The 19313-nt window shown below is 35.2% G+C and carries 14 protein-coding genes; 10 read left to right on the forward strand and 4 right to left on the reverse strand.

Features of this window, described 5'->3' with window-relative positions; genetic code table 11:
* Positions 1 to 110: 110 nt before the first annotated feature.
* A complete protein-coding gene (locus ACLBXA_RS22650) occupies positions 111 to 1466 on the reverse strand; it encodes an RNA-guided endonuclease TnpB family protein (protein WP_000239357.1) in 1356 nt (451 codons plus the stop codon).
* Between the two features lie 586 nt (positions 1467 to 2052).
* Between ACLBXA_RS22650 and ACLBXA_RS22655 the strand changes: the two genes are divergently transcribed.
* A complete protein-coding gene (locus ACLBXA_RS22655; protein WP_001068392.1) occupies positions 2053 to 2175 on the forward strand; it encodes a hypothetical protein in 123 nt (40 codons plus the stop codon).
* Between the two features lie 439 nt (positions 2176 to 2614).
* Here ACLBXA_RS22655 and ACLBXA_RS22660 read toward each other — a convergent pair whose 3' ends face one another.
* On the reverse strand, positions 2615 to 3121 hold the full coding sequence (locus tag ACLBXA_RS22660) for a GNAT family N-acetyltransferase (protein WP_000405874.1): 507 nt from the start codon (positions 3119 to 3121) through the stop codon (positions 2615 to 2617).
* A 227-nt stretch (positions 3122 to 3348) separates the two neighbouring features.
* Positions 3349 to 4155: a formate dehydrogenase accessory sulfurtransferase FdhD gene (gene fdhD, locus ACLBXA_RS22665; protein ID WP_000529230.1), complete on the reverse strand. Its 807-nt coding sequence runs from the start codon at positions 4153 to 4155 to the stop codon at positions 3349 to 3351.
* Positions 4156 to 4455: 300 nt separating this feature from the next.
* On the opposite strand from fdhD, the gene fdhF reads away from it, so the two are divergent.
* The 7 genes from fdhF (at position 4456) to ACLBXA_RS22700 (ending at position 16019) form a co-directional block, all read left to right on the forward strand.
* Positions 4456 to 7392, forward strand: coding sequence for a formate dehydrogenase subunit alpha (gene fdhF / locus ACLBXA_RS22670; RefSeq protein WP_447617524.1), 2937 nt, complete (start codon positions 4456 to 4458; stop codon positions 7390 to 7392).
* A gap of 12 nt (positions 7393 to 7404) precedes the next feature.
* Positions 7405 to 7887, forward strand: coding sequence for a DUF1641 domain-containing protein (locus ACLBXA_RS22675; protein WP_001040538.1), 483 nt, complete (start codon positions 7405 to 7407; stop codon positions 7885 to 7887).
* A 155-nt stretch (positions 7888 to 8042) separates the two neighbouring features.
* Positions 8043 to 9914 carry a glycerophosphodiester phosphodiesterase gene (locus ACLBXA_RS22680; RefSeq protein WP_001164710.1) on the forward strand — a complete coding sequence of 624 codons (1872 nt, stop codon included), beginning with the start codon at positions 8043 to 8045 and terminating at the stop codon, positions 9912 to 9914.
* Positions 9915 to 10283: 369 nt separating this feature from the next.
* The gene (gene ald / locus ACLBXA_RS22685) at positions 10284 to 11417 is read left to right on the forward strand and encodes an alanine dehydrogenase (protein ID WP_001219743.1); all 1134 of its coding nucleotides are present in this window, start codon (positions 10284 to 10286) and stop codon (positions 11415 to 11417) included.
* Positions 11418 to 11520: 103 nt separating this feature from the next.
* Positions 11521 to 12936, forward strand: coding sequence for an amino acid permease (locus tag ACLBXA_RS22690; protein ID WP_001284899.1), 1416 nt, complete (start codon positions 11521 to 11523; stop codon positions 12934 to 12936).
* Between the two features lie 315 nt (positions 12937 to 13251).
* Complete coding sequence (locus tag ACLBXA_RS22695) at positions 13252 to 13629, forward strand: ArsR/SmtB family transcription factor (protein WP_000918378.1); 378 nt, start codon at positions 13252 to 13254, stop codon at positions 13627 to 13629.
* A 23-nt stretch (positions 13630 to 13652) separates the two neighbouring features.
* On the forward strand, positions 13653 to 16019 hold the full coding sequence (locus tag ACLBXA_RS22700) for a heavy metal translocating P-type ATPase (protein WP_000796565.1): 2367 nt from the start codon (positions 13653 to 13655) through the stop codon (positions 16017 to 16019).
* Positions 16020 to 16222: 203 nt separating this feature from the next.
* Here the strand turns inward: ACLBXA_RS22700 and ACLBXA_RS22705 are convergent, their stop codons facing one another.
* Positions 16223 to 17686: a nicotinate phosphoribosyltransferase gene (locus ACLBXA_RS22705; RefSeq protein WP_447617529.1), complete on the reverse strand. Its 1464-nt coding sequence runs from the start codon at positions 17684 to 17686 to the stop codon at positions 16223 to 16225.
* 198 nt (positions 17687 to 17884) lie between these two features.
* On the opposite strand from ACLBXA_RS22705, the gene ACLBXA_RS22710 reads away from it, so the two are divergent.
* The gene (locus ACLBXA_RS22710; RefSeq protein ID WP_081143493.1) at positions 17885 to 19144 is read left to right on the forward strand and encodes a tetratricopeptide repeat protein; all 1260 of its coding nucleotides are present in this window, start codon (positions 17885 to 17887) and stop codon (positions 19142 to 19144) included.
* Between the two features lie 14 nt (positions 19145 to 19158).
* Positions 19159 to 19287, forward strand: coding sequence for an NprX family peptide pheromone (locus ACLBXA_RS22715; RefSeq protein ID WP_000713580.1), 129 nt, complete (start codon positions 19159 to 19161; stop codon positions 19285 to 19287).
* The last annotated feature ends 26 nt before the right edge of the window (positions 19288 to 19313 follow it).

The following is a 19313-nucleotide window of genomic DNA, read 5'->3' on the forward strand; positions in this document are numbered from 1 at the left end:
CTTTCGAAAAAGAGCAATTCTCCCTTGTGGAAGAAGCCACCACTCAGATGAATCTGGCGTGTGCTACAAGCCCCGACAAGTCGAGTACATATGGATGGTTGACGCACCCACTAAGCTATGCGCGAAGCAACAGCCTTACGTTTTTGCACTTCTAATAGAATCGGCGTTTTCACTTTAAGATTCTCTTTCAATTCTACCACTTTTGATTTGTGCAATGTATTCAGCGCACCATTAATATCAGCGTGGATACATGTTCCTGCTTTACTTTGGTACAGACCACGAGTCATTCGTTTGCCACTAAAGTGATAGTGTGTCCTATCATCCTTAGTCCAAACTGGAACCGGATCTTTATCAAGAAAACTAGCTTTTGAAGTATAGCTTTCTTCTTGTTTGAAAAACCGGATGCCTTCTTTTATACATTTATTCTCAATTGCCGCAATCAGTTTATGAAACGGGATTTGAACAAATTGTTGATTATTCTTTTTTCCCATATCTGATTTTTGTTTCCAACCAGCGTTATAACCTACTACAACCGTATCTACACTACATTCTTTCACTTTTTTAAACAACAAGCCTACAGTTTGTGAAATGTAACCATTTATTTGCCTTTCCCGTTTATGCCAAAGTGCAGCCATTTTGTTCGTTACAACTCGTTTTGAAATTCCGTTTTCAACATTTTTCTGTTGCAGACTACGTATCATTTTATTGAAGTATTGGTTAATGGCTTTTAGTTTTTTACCATCAATTAAAAATGTATCACCTGTATTGGTTACGCAACTTACTAATCTGTCTACACCTAAATCGCAACTCAAAGCGTTATTCGTAGTCGTGGATGTTTTCTTCATTTGAGAAACGTGCATCTCATATGTGTAATGCACCTCAAAGAACCGACCTTTTTGCTTCGGTACAAGCTCAATGTAGGAGATTTTTTTATGTCTTAAGTTTTTCGGTATACGTATTTTAATGGAACCGAATTTTTTTCTGAATGCAACACTCATCGGAATCAGCCAATACCCGTTATCATCCACTTTTGGCACTTGATAGATTTCAATGATTCGTTTGTCAGTTGAATGAGAATAATTCGGAAAATTAGGACGCCCTGTGAATGCTTCAGGATTTTTCTTCCACGTTTCCAATGCCTTAAAAAAGCTCTTCACTTCTGCATATAAGGCTCTACGAATAGCCTGCACAGAGTTTGATTGCACGCCCCAGTAGTTCATATCGGCTTGCATGGCGGTATCTACTTCTTTTACAGTAGCCATTTTATTATGGTTCAAATAACTTTGTTTCATCGTGTACAATCCAACATTTCGCAATGCTTTTGAACTATGTGACATGCGTTGCAGTAAGCGGAATTCTTTTGCAGTCAGACTAGCTCGTCCGATATTTTGTTTCTGCGTGAATCGTTGCATGTTTTCTCTTTTCTTTTGTTTGCGTAATACTTTCACTGCTTTCTTTTTAACCATTGTTTTCACCACCTTTCTCAGAGAGTTCATTAAAATTATTTCTTCCCTAAGATAATATTTGAAATGAAACGGAACAAAATGTGAATATAGTCTTCATCGTAATTCCTTTTGGCTCAAGTAACCGAATGATTATCATTATTCAATTTCGTTGTTTTACGATCTATACCCTCCTTATCTAAGAGTAGATTGTATCGTAAGACAAAAAGAAACAAAAAAGTTCAGCCTTATTGACTGACGGCAATTCATCTCCACCTGAATTGTTGGGTTTCACCCGTAACACAAATCAGATGGAGTCTTCTTGCCGAAAAGGATAAAAACTCTTTTTATGTGATTGAATGGAGGGCTGATTTTTTCGCTCAGAGTAATTGACATAAAAAATGCACTAGTTTTGCACAACTATTTTTTATAATAGAAAACGTAGCGACACAAAATACCCTATGTTGCGACATAACGTCATGTCATTTTATTTATAAAATGACAATTCCATTCTATTGTGTATGTGAGATAGAGAGGGTTTTCGTATTCACCTCGCATCGGATAAGAAAAATTTCCTATCTCACACTTTTTTTAAAAGGAGATCATACACATGAATCCAAAAGAAGAAATTTCAAAAAAAGAAAAGCAAGATCGTAATACGGTTGTCATGTGTGTTGCCGTATCTATGGTTATTATTATAAGTTGCGTAAATAAAATTTTAGGGATTTTATAAAATAAAAAAGCTGATTGCTTCTTAAGAAGCAATCAGCTTTTTTCATTATTAGGGGAGTATTCCTATATGATAAACCAAGGTAAAATTGCTAAACCAGAAGTTACAATTGCTGTAGTAAATATTAAAAGAACAGCTCGTTTGTTTTGTTTCATGTCACATTCTCCTCTACATATCAATTGAATGCTATACGTTCATTTTGTGATTGGTGCTTTACTAATTAAAGTTTCACTTTATATTTTTAGTATAATGAATGGTAAGGATTGGTACGATCGATAAAGGTGACATGAAGATTACATTGTTGTAATGCAAAAAAACATCTTTCTTATTAAGAAAGATGTTTTTGGAAAACTACCCCGTAAAAGCCCGATTGGTTCAGCTAATACTCAGTGGGGGATGGAAAAATCCCCCACTGAGTAAAGTTTCACTTTATATTGAAGTATTAATCATTTAAGAACAGAACCATATGTTCCTCGTCCCAATATTGACCGTTATGTTTTAATGAACGTTCTTGTACGCCGTAAGTTTGGAAACCTAATGATTCATATAATTTTTTGGCACCAGCGTTACCAACTACAACATCGAGCATAAGTTGTTCTACATGTAATTTATCGGCGTTTTCAATAATGGCTTTAATGAGAGCTCGTCCTGCTCCGAGACCACGTGCTTTTGGAGAAACAAAAACGGAGCCAATTTTTGCTTTATGTTCTTGTTTAATAAATGGTTTTGTTTCTAAAGTAGCGATACCAATTAAATCATTATCTTTGAAGACACCTAGAGTATACTTATCCGGATTGCTTAATCGTTTAGCCATAGCAGCTACAGGATCCTCATGTTTCAAAACATCTTCATAAGAAGAGCTAAAAGCTTCCGGATTTTTCGTTAAACCTTCCATACAAACTTTTAAATATATTTCTGCGTCCTCTGTTGTTAATAAGCGAATTTCCATAGTTGTAACCTCCCTGGTGGATTTCAAATAAATCCATTACTTTTATAAGATTGAGTATATGTTTTGTTAGTATTCTCTTTTAATTTGTAAAAGAATGAAAAGATATATGCTACAATGTTTTGTTTTAATTATGTAATGAAATTATATATTAACTTTGTTAACTATTCAAGTGTTTAATATGTTACATTTTTATAACTAAAATAAATCCTCGATTGAGGATTTATTTTTTAAACATTGGATTGATAGCCATCAATTCGTTTTGGATGTGTGTAAATATTACAAGATTCATTTCTAATAAACCCTACGACTGTAATGCCTAAATCATGGGCAAGTTGCAATGCCAGTTTTGTTGGAGCGGATTTAGATAGAACAATTTCACATCCGATTTTTGAAACTTTGAGTAAAATTTCGGATGAAATACGTCCGCTAAATGCGATGATTTTTCCTTTAATGGATATATCGTTACGCAAACAATGACCATATATTTTATCTAATGCATTATGTCTTCCAATATCCATTCTTGATAGGAGGATATTGTTTCGATCACATAGCGCGGTATTGTGAACACCGCCAGTTTGGCGAAATGTAGTAGAAGATTGTTGCAAGGTATTCATTAAATGAAAGCATTCTTCAGGAGTAATTTTTACATGTATATCATGTAAGTCTTTTGCTTTTGCTGCGTCGTTTACGAAAATAAAACCTTGTCTACCTTTTCCGCAGCAAGAAGTGATGTATCGTTTATTATATAAAGTTTGATAGAGCGGATTCACTTTTGATGATTTTACATGGACAATTCCGTTATCTTTTTGAACCCATAGTTCTTCAACATCTTTATAGGAAGAAATAATCCCCTCAGAAATTAAAAAACCAATTACCATATCTTCAATATAATTTGGTGTGCATACGACTGTTACATATTCTTCACCATTCAATTTAATAGTAATAGGAGATTCTGTGACAATCTCATCAAGTTGTTTTGAAAATGTACCAGATTGATAACGTACAATTGTATAAGTCTCTTGCGTAGGCCCCATATTTAATTCCCCTTTTATATGTATTTCTCTCCCACATTTATCATAAAACAATGGAAAAAATAAAAACACCTATTAACAAGAAGATCACAGATTATTTTGGTTATTATTGTATATGTACGATATAATAGAACTGTAGAATAGTGATATTTTCAAGCTTTCGTAGTTATACCTTATAACATCTAGAATCGACTTCATAAGAAAGTATTTGGGTAGAGCGTTTCAAAAATATGTACAGTAATGCGATTTTGAAAACGGATTCATAATTGTGTTGTACAGTTGGTTGTAAGGAGAGGGGAAACTATGGCAGAACAGACAGTCCGTGTAACCGTCGATGGTAAAGAATTTTCTGCATCAGGTGAAAAGACGATACTACAATTATTTAACGAGAGTAATTTGGAACATCCTCAAATTTGTCATGTACCAGAAATAGATCCAATTCAAACTTGTGATACGTGTATTGTAGAAGTAAATGGAAAGTTATTGCGTGCTTGTTCAACGAAATTAGAGAACGGTATGCATATCGAAAGACAGTCCCAGCGTGCAAAAGAGGCACAGACTGAGGCAATGGATCGAATATTAGAGAATCATCTATTGTATTGTACCGTTTGTGATAACAATAATGGTAACTGTAAAGTCCATAATACAGTACATATGATGGGAATTGAGGAACAGAAATATCCGTATGAGCCAAAAGTAAGTGCGTGTGAAGTGGATATGTCACATCCATTTTATCGATATGATCCAAATCAATGTATTGCTTGTGGGCAGTGTGTAGAAGTATGTCAAAACTTACAAGTGAATGAAACTATATCAATTGATTGGAGCTTAGACCGTCCACGTGTTATATGGGACAATGGTGTAAGTATAAATGACTCATCTTGTGTAAGTTGTGGGCAGTGTGTAACAGTATGTCCATGTAATGCGTTAATGGAAAAAACAATGCTGGGTGAAGCTGGATTCATGACAGGATTGAAACCGGATGTGTTAGATCCGATGATTGATTTTGTAAAGGATGTAGAGCCGGGATATAGTAGTATTTTAGCAGTTTCAGAAGTAGAGGCTGCGATGCGTAAGACGAAAGTGAATAAAACAAAAACAGTTTGTACATTTTGTGGTGTAGGTTGTTCATTTGAAGTATGGACGAAAGACCGCCACATTTTGAAAGTGCAGCCTGTTTCAGATGCGCCGGTTAACGGTATTTCCACATGTGTAAAAGGCAAATTTGGATGGGATTTTGTAAACAGTGAAGATCGTATTACAAAGCCATTAATTCGCCAAGGAGATATGTTTGTTGAAGCTTCATGGGAAGAGGCTCTGGAAGTTGTTGCATCCAATATGCAGCATATTAAATCAGAATATGGAAGTGATGCATTTGGGTTTATTTCTTCTTCGAAAGTAACGAATGAAGAAAATTATCTTATGCAAAAACTAGCCCGTCAAATATATGGAACGAATAATGTAGACAACTGTTCCCGTTATTGTCAATCTCCAGCAACAGACGGTTTATTTAAAACTGTCGGTATGGGCGGGGACGCTGGAACAGTGAAAGATATTGCGGAAGCAGGCCTTGTCATTATCGTTGGAGCAAATCCAACAGAAGGACATCCTGTACTTGCAACGCGTGTAAAACGTGCTCATAAATTACATGACCAAAAATTAATTGTGGCAGACCTTCGTAAACATGAAATGGCAGAGCGTGCGGATTTATTCATTCATCCGCGCCAAGGAACTGATTACGTATGGCTCGCTGGTATTACGAAATATATTATTGATCAAGATTGGCACGATAAAAAGTTCATAGCTGAAAATGTGAAGAATTTTGATGAATATAGCAAAATGGTAGAAAAGTATACGCTTGATTATACAGAAGAAATTACGGGGATTTCGAAAGAAAATCTGAAAGAAATGGCTCGTATGGTATATGAAGCAGATGGTACTTGTGTACTTTGGGGAATGGGTGTAACTCAAAATACTGGAGGAAGTACAACTTCAGCAGCAATTTCAAATCTATTGCTTGTTACGGGTAACTATCGTCGTCCTGGTGCAGGAGCATATCCATTACGCGGACATAATAACGTACAAGGCGCTTGTGATATGGCAACATTACCAAACTGGCTTCCAGGTTACCAAGCAGTTTCAGATGATGCGCTCCGTGCGAAATTTGAAAAAGCATACGGTACTACAATTCCGAAAGCACCAGGCTTAAATAATATTGCAATGTTACTGGCGGCAGATGAAGGGAAACTGCGTGGTATGTATGTTATGGGTGAAGAAATGGCTTTAGTAGATTCGAATGCCAACCATGTACAACATATTTTAGCGAATTTAGATTTCCTTGTTGTTCAAGATATGTTCTTATCGAAAACAGCTCGTTTTGCTGATGTTATTTTACCGGCAGCACCAAGCTTAGAAAAAGAGGGAACATTTACGAATACAGAGCGCCGTATTCAAAGATTATATGAAGTATTGAAGCCGCTTGGTGATTCAAAGCCAGACTGGTGGATTTTACAAAAAGTAGCTCGTGCACTTGGCGGGGACTGGAATTATGAAAGTCCAAGTGAAATCATGGATGAAATCGCATCGCTTGCACCTTTATATTCTCAGGCAACATACGATCGTTTAGAAGGATGGAATAGTTTATGTTGGGGTAGCCATGATGGCAGTGATACACCGCTATTATATGTGGACGGATTTAACTTCCCGGATAAACTAGCTCGTCTATCATTAGATGAATGGGTACCACCAGTTGTAGCACCAGATGAGTATGATTTACTTTTAAATAATGGTCGTATGTTAGAACATTTCCATGAAGGGAATATGACGAATAAATCGGCTGGTATTTTATCTAAAGTATCTGAAGTGTTCGTTGAAATCTCGCCTGAACTTGCCCTAGAGCGCAATGTGAAAGATGGTGGTCTTGTAGAATTAGCATCACCATTTGGGAAAATTAAAGTACAGGCACTTGTTACAGATCGTGTAACGGGGAAAGAGCTATATTTACCGATGCATGCAACGGTAAATGAAGAGGCAATCAATATTTTAACTGGAACGGCGACAGATCTTTATACATGTACACCAGCGTACAAACAAACGATGGTAAAGATGCGTGTACTACGTGAAAAAGGGAATCGTCCGTTACCATCTTCAAACCCGAGAGATAAAAAGCGTAATCCGCAAAACGGTGTTGAAATCGAGCAAAAATGGCAAAGAAAACAATACGTATCACTTGTGGACTAGGGGGCGGAGATAGTGGCGAAAGAAATTACTGTAATTAAAAAGAAAGTTGTAACAGAGGAAGAACAGAAACAGCAAGTAGCAGATGAACTTCTAAATGAGCTATCTAATAATCGTGAAGCAGTAGAAGAAACGATGCAGCTTTTAGCACAGTTGCAGAAGGCTGGTATATTAGATGCGGCAATTAGTTTACTTGCTGCGAAGGAAGATGTTTCAAAAATCGCTGTGGAGCAATTAAATCGTGAACCCGTTAAAAATGCGTTAAATAATATGATGGGGGCAGGAGAAGCGTTATCTTCAGTTGACCCAGAAATAACGAAGCAAATTACGTCAAGTTTAGTTACAGGATTGCAATTTGCAACAGATGAATTAAATTGTGGTAAAAAAACAAAAGTGATGGATTTCTTTAAAGTATTAAAAGATCCAGATATCAATAGAGCTATTACATTCGGTTTTAGCTTCTTGAAAGCATTTGGACAAGGGCTAGAGAAAAAATAGAATAAATGAAAAAGTGATGGGAAGTAGCCATCACTTTTTTCATTATATGTATAAGAGTGTTCATGTTAAGCGGAATATATTATTATTAAAAAGATGGATTAGAACTGGAAATATGGAATCCATCTCAAATACCGTTTTAGAATTTGGAGGAGTATATGCAACACCGTAAAAAACTATCTATACCAGGAGTAATGAGACATTCCTTTCAAACAGTTAAATTTGCTTTTTGGAATGTATTAACTTTTCAACTTGCTTATAAATTATTAGCAGCGATTGTGTTTGTTCCACTATTTGGAATCATTTTTAATAAATTATTGTATTTTGGTGGTTATGCAAATGCGACAAATGATGAATTATTAGCGTTTTTAAAGACGCCTTATGGCATCTTAGCAATCGTAATTTTGTCATTGTTAGCACTGTTTCTTATCTTTACAGAATTTGCGGTGCTTATTATTATTTCGTATTTCGCTCATAAAAGACAGAAGGTGAAATTACGTCCGATTTTATATAAAACGGTAACGTATTTACCTACTCTTTTCACATATTGCTTACCAGGATTTATTTTATATGCTGTCGTATTGTTGCCTCTTTTAAATATGGGATATGAAACGGCATTAATCCCGCAAATTCAAATTCCTAACTTCATTACAGGAGAACTGTTTAAGACAACGATGGGACAAGTTGGTTATTACACGTTCTTTGCTGTAGTCGCGTATATAAATCTTCGATGGATTTTCGTTCTACCTATTGTTGTTTTAGAGCAAAAATCATTTCGCGTGGCAGCACGTAAAAGTGCAACTTTAGTAAAGGAAAGCTTTTTTAAAGTACTGCTCTTTTTAGTAGGATTTTTTATTTCAATTGGAATTGTATATGTCGTATTTTTGGGAATATATTTATTGTGCCTATGGGGTGTTTATGAATTTACAAATCCGAAAGGAACATTTGCATTATTAGCAGAATCAACGATTTCTGTATTTTTAACGAGTACATTGTATTTATTTAGTTTTATCGTGACGCCATTTTATATTATGGCGATTACGCGATTATACTTACAAAAGGTACCGGTTGAAGATGTTTTATTAGAAGAAGGATTAGATTATTCGAAAACGAAAGCAGATAAATGTTTCTTCCAAAAACATCGTTGGAAATTTATTGGCGTATATATTGTGGGGATTATTACTGCTGGAATGGTTGTTGCCTTCATTGTAACGTTTATTTCAAATTCGTATAAAGAACCAATTATTATGGCGCACCGCGGGTATATATCAAAAGGCGTAGAAAATACGAAAGAAGCTGTGCAAGGTGCTATTGATGCAAAAGCAGACTACGCTGAAATAGATGTATTACAAACGAAAGACGGTGAACTAGCGGTTATACATGATTTGAAGCTGAAGCGTCTTGCCAATGCCAATGTGCATGTGTCAGATTTAACGATGGCTGAGTTAAGGCAGCTTACCCTTAGTCAAGATGGACTTTCAGGACAAATAAGTACACTTGATGAAATCATTAAGCTAGCAAATGGCAAAATCAAACTTAATATAGAAGTGAAGCTTCATGGGGGCGAAAAAGATTTTGTAAACAAAGTCTTAAAAACGATTAAAGATAATGAATTTGAGAAGCAATGTGTAATTCAAACGTTACACTATCCACTTATTAAAGAGTTTAAACGTGCAAATCCAGATATAAAAGTAGGGTATATATTGTATGCAAGTAGAGCTAACTTAAAGAATGTGAAGGCTGACTTTTACGTAGCAGAAGAATATATGTTAAATAAGAAATTAGTAAAAGAAGCAAGGAAGTTAAACAAACCAATTTACGTATGGACAGTAAATGATATGGAAAATTTAAAGGCATATTATAAGTTAAACGTAGATGGTATCATAACCGATTATCCTGAAGATGCACGTGAAACAATTAAGATGTTAAAAGAGCAAGAAGCGGAAGAAAGTGATCTGTTTGATAAAATTACTGAAACGACAGATGATTTATTTTCTAAGTTATTTATAAGTTACCCAGCTGCTAGCTAAATGCTAGCAGCTGTTTTTTTGTGAAAAGAATATATCTCTAAAGTATTGAGTAAAGTAATAACTGTATATGTATACGTTATCGCTTAGGTTTCTTACATTGTTACATTATTGTCAAATAATAAATGATTGCTGTTTATTTTGAAATAGTATAATAAAAATAGAGTGAAAGATAATGGAATGACACAAAACCCCTAATAGAATCAATGTTTTATATATTTACACTATTCTAAATATAAAAACTTTAGGAAAATGGTATGTTAGCGTTTTCATAACTTTTAAGTTATGCTAGAATAAGGACATAAGTTATTAATTATTACAAAAAGAAAAAAGAATCTCTTTTTTCTGTTAATTATAAGGGGGCATTTCATTATGCGTATTGGGGTACCAGCAGAAATTAAAAACAACGAAAACCGTGTGGCAATGACACCAGCAGGTGTTGTACATTTAATTCGTAACAATCACGAAGTATTCATTCAAAAGGGTGCAGGTTTAGGATCTGGTTTCACAGACGCTCAGTATGTTGAAGCGGGAGCAAAAATTGTTGATACAGCTGAAGAAGCTTGGAACATGGAAATGGTTATGAAAGTTAAGGAACCAATTGAAAGCGAATACAAACACTTCAGTGAAGGCTTAATCTTGTTCACATACTTACACTTAGCTCCAGAGCCAGAATTAACAAAAGCTTTAATCGAGAAAAAAGTTGTTTCTATCGCATATGAAACAGTACAATTAGAAAACCGTTCATTACCATTACTTGCACCTATGAGTGAAGTAGCTGGTCGTATGGCTGCACAAATTGGTGCACAATTCCTTGAGAAAAACAAAGGCGGTAAAGGTATCTTACTTGCAGGTGTTCCAGGGGTTAAACGTGGTAAAGTAACAATCATCGGTGGTGGACAAGCTGGTACAAATGCTGCTAAAATTGCAGTTGGACTAGGTGCGGATGTAACAATCATCGACTTAAGCGCAGAACGTCTTCGTCAATTAGATGACATTTTCGGAAACCAAGTAAAAACTTTAATGTCTAATCCTTACAATATTGCAGAAGCTGTTAAAGAGTCTGATCTTGTAATCGGTGCAGTATTAATCCCAGGTGCAAAAGCTCCAAAACTTGTAACAGAAGAAATGATTAAATCAATGGAACCAGGTTCTGTTGTTGTAGATATCGCGATTGACCAAGGTGGTATTTTCGAAACAACTGACCGTATTACAACTCATGATAACCCAACTTACGAAAAACACGGCGTTGTTCATTATGCAGTTGCAAACATGCCAGGTGCGGTTCCACGTACATCAACTCTTGCATTAACAAACGTAACAGTACCATATGCAGTACAAATTGCTAACAAAGGCTACAAAGAAGCTTGCCTAGGTAACTCTGCATTACTAAAAGGTATTAACACATTAGATGGCTATGTAACATTCGAAGCAGTTGCAGAAGCTCACGGTGTAGAGTACAAAGGTGCTAAAGAATTATTAGAAGCAAAGACAGTATCTTGCTAATAGAAGCATTATACAAAACAAAATCGAACAATATATAAAACAACATGATAAGAGCTAAGAGTGAAGATCTCTTAGCTCTTCTTGGCAAAAGGGGGCATACATCGTGGCCAACCTATTTAAAAAGAAATCCGTTACGCAATTGTTAGGGGAAAGTAAAAGTAAAACTTTGACGAAAACGCTAGGGGCATTTGACCTAACAATGCTAGGGATTGGTGCGATAATTGGTACAGGAGTTCTAGTATTAACTGGATTAGTAGCAGCAAGAGATGCTGGTCCAGCAGTTATTTTTTCATTTATGATTGCAGCAATTGTTTGTGGATTTGCAGCATTATGTTATGCAGAAGTTGCATCTACACTTCCTGTTTCAGGTAGTGTGTACACATATTCGTATGCAACAATTGGTGAGTTTGTTGCTCATTTAATGGGATGGACATTGTTATCCGTATATGTCGTAACGACTGCCGCAGTAGCTGGCGGATGGACGGGTTATTTCAATAATTTAGTGAGTGGGCTGGGACTTGAAATTCCGAAAGCGTTGCTAACGATTCCAGCGCAAGGTGGTATGGTAAACTTACCAGCAGTTATTGTTACGTTAGTGATAACTTGGTTATTATCACGCGGTACGAAAGAAAGTAAGCGTGTGAATAACATAATGGTATTAATTAAAATTGGTATTGTTGTTTTATTCATTGCAGTTGGTGTATTCTACGTGAAACCAGAAAACTGGATACCATTTGCACCTTACGGTTTAAGTGGAGTGTTCGCAGGGGGAGCAGCAGTATTCTTTGCTTTCTTAGGATTTGATGCATTAGCAACTTCTGCTGAAGAAGTAAAAAATCCGCAACGTGATCTACCAATTGGTATTATTGCTTCGTTAGTTATTTGTACAATTATTTATGTTGTAGTTTGTCTCGTTATGACAGGTATGGTTTCTTATAAGGAATTAGATGTACCTGAAGCTATGGCGTATGTGTTAGAAGTTGTAGGACAAGATAAAGTGGCTGGTGTAATTGCAATTGGAGCTGTAATTGGTATTATGGCTGTAATTTTCGCTTACATTTATGCGACAACACGTGTATTCTTCGCAATGAGCCGTGATGGTTTATTACCAAAATCTTTTGCGAAAATTAACAAGAAGACTGAAGCGCCAACATTTTCAGTTTGGTTAACAGGAATTGGTAGTGCTTTAATTGCTGGATTTATCGATTTAAAAGAATTGTCGAATTTAGCGAATATTGGAGCGTTATTAACATTCGCCATGGTTGGTGTAACTGTTATCATTCTTCGTAAAACGCATCCGAAATTACAACGTGGATTTATGGTACCACTTGTACCGATCTTACCGATTATTTCAATTGCATGTTGTCTATTCTTAATGGTAAATTTACCGTTAACAACATGGATATACTTTGGTATTTGGTTAGCAATTGGAGTAGTTGTATACTTTGTTTATTCGAAAAAACATAGTCATTTAAAAGACGATAGCAGTTCGCAGGATAATTTAGATCAAGCTAATTAAAGGGATATAACACAGTAAGCCTTGTGCGTCTAGGGAGCGCGCAAGGCTTTTTCTTTTGTTGAAATAAAGGGAACATATATTACTTTGTTGAATTTTTATGTCGGAATATGAAAAAAGGGGTGTGCGAATTGTACATCCTTTTTTGTATGAGAATATAGAGGATGCGGAAAATATGTATATGCCTTACTAAAATGTGAACGAAATGTTCATAAAAAAATTCAGATTTCATTGACACATATGAGCAGGTGCTCATATAATAAGAGTATAAAATATATGAATGATTGTTCATATGTTCAATTAAAGAGGTGAGCTATAATGGCTGGAAATAAAGTAGAAACACCACAAGAGACATGTTCTCAAACGATAATTCATGAAGAAGTTGTTGAGCAAGTAAAACAAACAATTCCAACTGATGAAAGTTTAAGTAAAGTAGCAGAACTATTTAAAGTATTAGGTGACCGTACACGTACGAGAATATTACATGCGCTATTTGAAGCTGAGATGTGCGTTTGTGATTTAGCTTATTTATTAGGAATGACACAATCATCTATTTCGCATCAGCTTCGTGTGTTAAAGCAAGCGAAACTTGTAAAGAATCGTAAAGAAGGAAAGGTTGTTTATTATTCGTTAGCTGATCAGCACGTAATTCATATCTTCGAGCAAGCGTTTGAGCACGTAAACGAAGAAGAATAAAAAGAACGCGAGGAGGGAGAACGATGGCTGAAGCATTAGTGAAAAAGAAATTGATGTTAGAAGGTTTAGATTGTGCGAACTGTGCAATGAAAATTGAAAAAGGTGTTGGGAATATAGAAGGAGTAAATTCTTGCTCTGTAAACTTCGCAACAAAGACAATGATCTTAGAAACAGCACAAAATAAAGAAAACGAAGTTGTTACGGAAGCAAAACAACTCGTTACAAAATTAGAACCGCATATTAAAGTGCAAGAAGAACAAAAAAATAAAATTGCTAAAGAAGTATTTATATTAGAAGGTTTAGATTGCGCGAACTGTGCAATGAAAATTGAAAATAAAGTTAAGGAAATGCCAGCTGTCTCAGAAGCAACTGTTGATTTCGTATCGAAGAAACTACGAGTAGAAGTTGCGAATAAAAGAGAACTAGAAGCGACTGTAGCAAATATAACAAATGTCGTTCAAAAGTTAGAGCCAGATGTGAAAGTTGTTCGTGAAGAGAAGAACGGTCATGACCACGGACATAGTCACGATCATGGTGAAGCAAATGTGAAAAAGATGGTAGGGAGATTAGTGGTTGGCGGAATTTTGACGGCAATTGCTGCATTAGCGGGCTTACCACAAATGGTAACAATTCCGTTATTCGTCCTTGCTTATTTATTAATAGGTGGAGATATCGTTTGGAGAGCGGTAAAAAACATAACTCGTGGCCAAGTATTTGATGAAAACTTCTTAATGGCAATTGCAACTGTAGGAGCTTTTGCAATTCAGCAATATTCAGAAGCTGTAGCAGTAATGCTATTTTATCAAGTAGGAGAACTATTCCAAAGCATTGCGGTAAACCGCTCTCGAAAATCAATTACTTCATTAATGGATATTCGTCCTGATTATGCGAATGTAAAGGTTGGAAATGAAACGAAACAAGTATCACCAGAAGATGTACAAATTGGCGATTATATTATCGTTAAGCCAGGTGAGAAAGTACCATTAGACGGAAAAGTAATTGAAGGAACATCAATGGTAGATACTTCAGCATTAACTGGTGAATCTGTACCACGTGAAGTTGAAGTTGGAAATGATGTATTAAGTGGCTTTGTGAACCAAAACGGTGTATTAACAATTGAAGTTACAAAAGAGTTTGGTGAATCAACTGTATCGAAAATTTTAGATTTAGTTCAAAATGCAAGCAGTAAAAAAGCACCAACAGAAAACTTTATTACGAAGTTTGCGCGTTACTACACTCCAGTTGTAGTTATTACAGCGGCGATCATGGCGTTTATTCCACCGCTTATTTTAGAAGGGGCTACATTCTCTGAGTGGATTTATAGAGCTTTAGTGTTCTTAGTAATCTCTTGTCCATGTGCGTTAGTTGTATCCATTCCTCTTGGATTCTTTGGAGGTATCGGTGGTGCATCTAAAAGTGGTGTGTTAGTAAAAGGTAGTAACTATTTAGAAGCTTTAAATGATGTAAAATATATTGTTTTTGACAAAACAGGAACATTAACAAAAGGTGTTTTCAAAGTTACAAAAATGGAACCGAGCGAAGGTACTACAAGCGAAGAGTTATTAGAGTATGCGGCATTTGCTGAAGTGTATTCTAACCATCCAATTGCCCAATCTATTCGAAAGGCATATGGAAAATCAATTGATGAAAAAATAATCGATGATTATAACGAAATTTCTGGTCACGGTACAGTCGTAAAAGTACAAGGAAAAGAAATTTTTGCAGGTAATGCAAAATTAATGAGAAAAGAAAATATTGAATTTAAACAACCAGAAACAGTAGGTACATTAGTTCACGTTGCTATAGATGGAAAATATGCAGGTTATATTGTTATTTCTGATGAGGTAAAAGAGGATTCGAAACAAGCGATTCAAAAGTTAAAAGAACTAGGTATTAAAAAGACAGTAATGTTAACTGGTGATGCAAAAACAGTTGGTGAAGCTGTCGGTAAAGAATTAGGCTTAGATGAAGTTCATGCGGAATTACTACCGCAACAAAAAGTAGAAGAGATTGAAAAAATTGATGCAGCGAAGCATGGAAAAGAAAAAATTGCCTTCGTTGGTGACGGTATTAACGATACACCAGTATTAGCCCGTGCAGACGTTGGTATTGCGATGGGTGGTTTAGGATCAGATGCAGCAATTGAAGCGGCAGACATCGTTATTATGACTGATGAGCCTTCAAAAATTGCGACAGCTGTAAAAATTGCAAAACGCACAAGAAGTATAGTGTGGCAAAATATCATCTTTGCTTTAGGTGTAAAAGGGATCGTTCTATTACTTGGTGCCTTTGGTATTGCAACAATGTGGGAAGCTGTTTTCTCAGATGTTGGTGTGACACTACTTGCAGTGTTAAATGCAATGCGTGTATTACGAGTGAAAGATTTATAAAAAAGAGGACGCAACCTGCGTCCTCTTTTTTATTGGTTATTTTGTTGAAATTGATTTAATAAAATAATATCAAATATTATTTTACTTTTAAATAATATGATATTAAAATTTACAAATAAAAAACATTCGTCGTATTATTTTAATATATTTTTTACAAATATCCATATAGTATTGAAAAAACAGAGAAGGAGAAACTTCTCTGTTTACTTTTGTATGTTTTTTTCAACTTGTTCTCGAACAGTTTGAATGTAATTCATTTTATGATCCCAACATTCTTGGCTTAAATCGACAGGATACTCTTCGGGATTTAAAGTTCGCATGTATTCTTCCCAAAATAGAGCGAGACTCTGTTCATTATATTGCTGAATATCTAATATACTTGGTAGTTCATATGTTCTTTCACCGTTAACGAAAATGTCTTTATGGAGTTCACGGGCTTCAAAGTTTGTTACGAATTTACTTATATATGTGTGAACTGGATGGAACATTTTTAAGCGCTCTTCTTTTCCAGGTTCTTCAGAATCTAACGCAATATAATCGCCTTCTGCATGATCGTTAACCCGATTGATAATACGATAAATTCGTTTCAGTCCTGGAGTGGTAATTTTTTCAGGATTAGATGAAATTTTAATCGTATCATTTAATTTTCCGTCAGTATCTTCAATCGCAACTAGTTTGTAAACAGCCCCTAATGCAGGTTGCTCAAAGGACGTAATTAATTTTGTCCCAACACCCCATACGTCAATTTTTGCCCCTTGAGATTTAAGGTGCATAATTGTGTATTCATCTAAATCGCTAGAAGCGATAATTTTTGTATTTGTAAACCCTGATTCATCTAGTAGTTTTCGTGCCTTTTTCGATAAATAAGCCATATCACCACTATCAAGACGTATACCATAGAAATCAATACGATCCCCAAATTCTTTTGCAACACGAATTGCATTTGGAACACCAGATTTCAATGTGTCATATGTATCAACGAGAAAGACGCACTTCTTATGAGTTTCAGCGTATTTCTTAAACGCGACGTATTCATCGCGATATGCTTGAACGAAAGAGTGAGCGTGTGTGCCAGCTACAGGGATCCCAAAGCGTTTCCCAGCACGAACATTGCTTGTAGAGGAGAAACCACCAATAAAGGCAGCACGCGTCCCCCAAAGGGCAGCGTCGAACTCGTGGGCACGTCTTGTGCCGAACTCTAAAAGCTCATCATTATTTGCAGCATGTTTCATACGGGCTGCTTTTGTTGCAATTAATGTTTGGTAATTCACAATATTTAAGAGAGCGGTTTCAATAATTTGTGCTTCACCCAGTGGTGCATCAACGCGTAATAAAGGCTCGTTATTAAATACAACTTCACCTTCTTGCATACTACGAATCGTCCCAGTGAATTTCATATTTTTTAAATAATGAAGGAATTCTTCTTCAAATTGTAATTCTGCTAAATAAGCGATATCGCTTTCAGTAAAGCTGAAATTTTCTATGTACTCTACAATTTTCTCAAGGCCAGCAAAAACAGCGTAGCCGTTCTCAAATGGAAGCTTTCGAAAGTATAAATCAAACACGGAACGGCGATTATGAATACCATCTTTCCAATATGTATAAGCCATGTTGATTTGATATAGGTCTGTATGTAAGGCATAACTATCGTCTTTATAATGAGTCATCGCGAGAACACCTCCATAATTTGGTTATAGTATACCAATTTTTCACCATTCGTAGCAAAGAAGAGATATTGAAGTGAAGTCAAGAGAGAAAAAAATGAAATTATGCATATTTTTTAGAAAATTTATATTTATCAATTTATATTTCTCCGAATTTTATGTATTATTAGAGTAATGGGGTAATGAGAATGGAGGAGGACAATGCAACAAACATTAGAAAAAATAGGCAAACAAGTCTTTTACAAACGGCTTCAGCAAAAAATGACACAAGAAGAATTATGTCAGGGCATTTGTTCTGTCTCATACTTAAGTAAGATTGAAAATGGAAAGATCGAAGCATCAGAAGAAATTCTACAATTGCTCTGCACAAGGTTAGAAATTGCCGTGACGGATTTGAGGGATGTAGAAGAAGATGTGAAGGGGAAGTTGGATGAATGGCTGAATGCACTAGTTCATTTGGACAAGCCACAAGTAGAACGTATATATGAAGAGTTACAAGGTGAAATGAAGCATGTGTTGGATTTTGAAATTATAAATTATTATAAACTGCTGTATACGCGGTATTTAATTATGAAAAGGGATTTAGTAGCTCTTGAAGAAGAATTGGATAAGTTGAAAAAGGTGTATAAAAAATATTCACCATTTCAAAAAATGCTTTATACGTATAGTAGGGCGTTATTATATTCTTTACAGTATAAATATACACAGGCTTTGGAGTACTTACTGCAAACGGAAACCATGGCGAAGGAACTGGGCTATTATGAAACGGGGATATATTATAATTTAGCGCTCACATATAGTCAGATGGAAATAGACCACATGACTTTATACTTTGCTAATGTTGCGTTAGAAGGCTTTAAGAGTGAGTATAAGTTTAGAAATATAATTAATTGTAAATTTCTAATTGCATTTAGTTATACTCGAAAAAAACAATATAATGAAGCGATGGAAATCTATAATCATATTCTAAGAGAAGCAAATTCTTTTGCGGATAAAGATAATATTATGTCAATCGCTTTAAATAATATTGGTTATTTGTATTACCGTCAAAAGAATTATGTGAAGGCAAAAGAGTATTATATAGAATGTTTAAAGTATAAAAAAGAAGAGGATATGAATTATATTGATGCTATGTATGAACTATCCTTACAATGTATTCAATTGGGAGAATTTGAAGACGCGAAGAAATGGATTGAAAAAGGTATTTTTGCTGCAAAGAAAGCTGAAAGATACAAAGGAATGTTATATTTACTATTAAGTTTACAATATAAGTATTTTGAAAAAAGAGATACTTATAAAAGGTTTTTGGAAACAGAGGTAGTTCCTTTTTTTAAAGCTGAAAACAATATAAAAGATTTGAAAACTATATATTTAGAGTTGGCGGAGTACTTAGAAGAATGCGCAGATTTTAAAGAAAGTAATTATTATTATAAATTAGCAATAAAATTATTAGAAGAATAAAAAGGAGTGAGATTATGAAAAAGTTTATTGTAGGAACATTTGTAATTATGTCAATTGCGGCGATAGTATTAGATATTCAGTATGCTTGGAAACCAGATGTCCTTGGTCAAGAAGCTAAAACCGTTGAACAAATTAATTCATAATGAAGAAACCCCTTTCCAACCGGAAA

This window comes from Bacillus sp. D48C (assembly GCF_053345735.1).

What these genes read in the sequence shown, in the direction of transcription:
- ACLBXA_RS22650 (WP_000239357.1), bottom strand. Translation starts at nt 1,466, where the DNA reads ATGGTTAAAAAGAAAGCAGTGAAAGTATTACGCAAACAAAAGAAAAGA.
- ACLBXA_RS22655 (WP_001068392.1), top strand. Translation starts at nt 2,053, where the DNA reads ATGAATCCAAAAGAAGAAATTTCAAAAAAAGAAAAGCAAGATCGTAAT.
- ACLBXA_RS22660 (WP_000405874.1), bottom strand. Translation starts at nt 3,121, where the DNA reads ATGGAAATTCGCTTATTAACAACAGAGGACGCAGAAATATATTTAAAA.
- fdhD (WP_000529230.1), bottom strand. Translation starts at nt 4,155, where the DNA reads ATGGGGCCTACGCAAGAGACTTATACAATTGTACGTTATCAATCTGGT.
- fdhF (WP_447617524.1), top strand. Translation starts at nt 4,456, where the DNA reads ATGGCAGAACAGACAGTCCGTGTAACCGTCGATGGTAAAGAATTTTCT.
- ACLBXA_RS22680 (WP_001164710.1), top strand. Translation starts at nt 8,043, where the DNA reads ATGCAACACCGTAAAAAACTATCTATACCAGGAGTAATGAGACATTCC.
- ald (WP_001219743.1), top strand. Translation starts at nt 10,284, where the DNA reads ATGCGTATTGGGGTACCAGCAGAAATTAAAAACAACGAAAACCGTGTG.
- ACLBXA_RS22695 (WP_000918378.1), top strand. Translation starts at nt 13,252, where the DNA reads ATGGCTGGAAATAAAGTAGAAACACCACAAGAGACATGTTCTCAAACG.
- ACLBXA_RS22700 (WP_000796565.1), top strand. Translation starts at nt 13,653, where the DNA reads ATGGCTGAAGCATTAGTGAAAAAGAAATTGATGTTAGAAGGTTTAGAT.
- ACLBXA_RS22705 (WP_447617529.1), bottom strand. Translation starts at nt 17,686, where the DNA reads ATGACTCATTATAAAGACGATAGTTATGCCTTACATACAGACCTATAT.
- ACLBXA_RS22710 (WP_081143493.1), top strand. Translation starts at nt 17,885, where the DNA reads ATGCAACAAACATTAGAAAAAATAGGCAAACAAGTCTTTTACAAACGG.
- ACLBXA_RS22715 (WP_000713580.1), top strand. Translation starts at nt 19,159, where the DNA reads ATGAAAAAGTTTATTGTAGGAACATTTGTAATTATGTCAATTGCGGCG.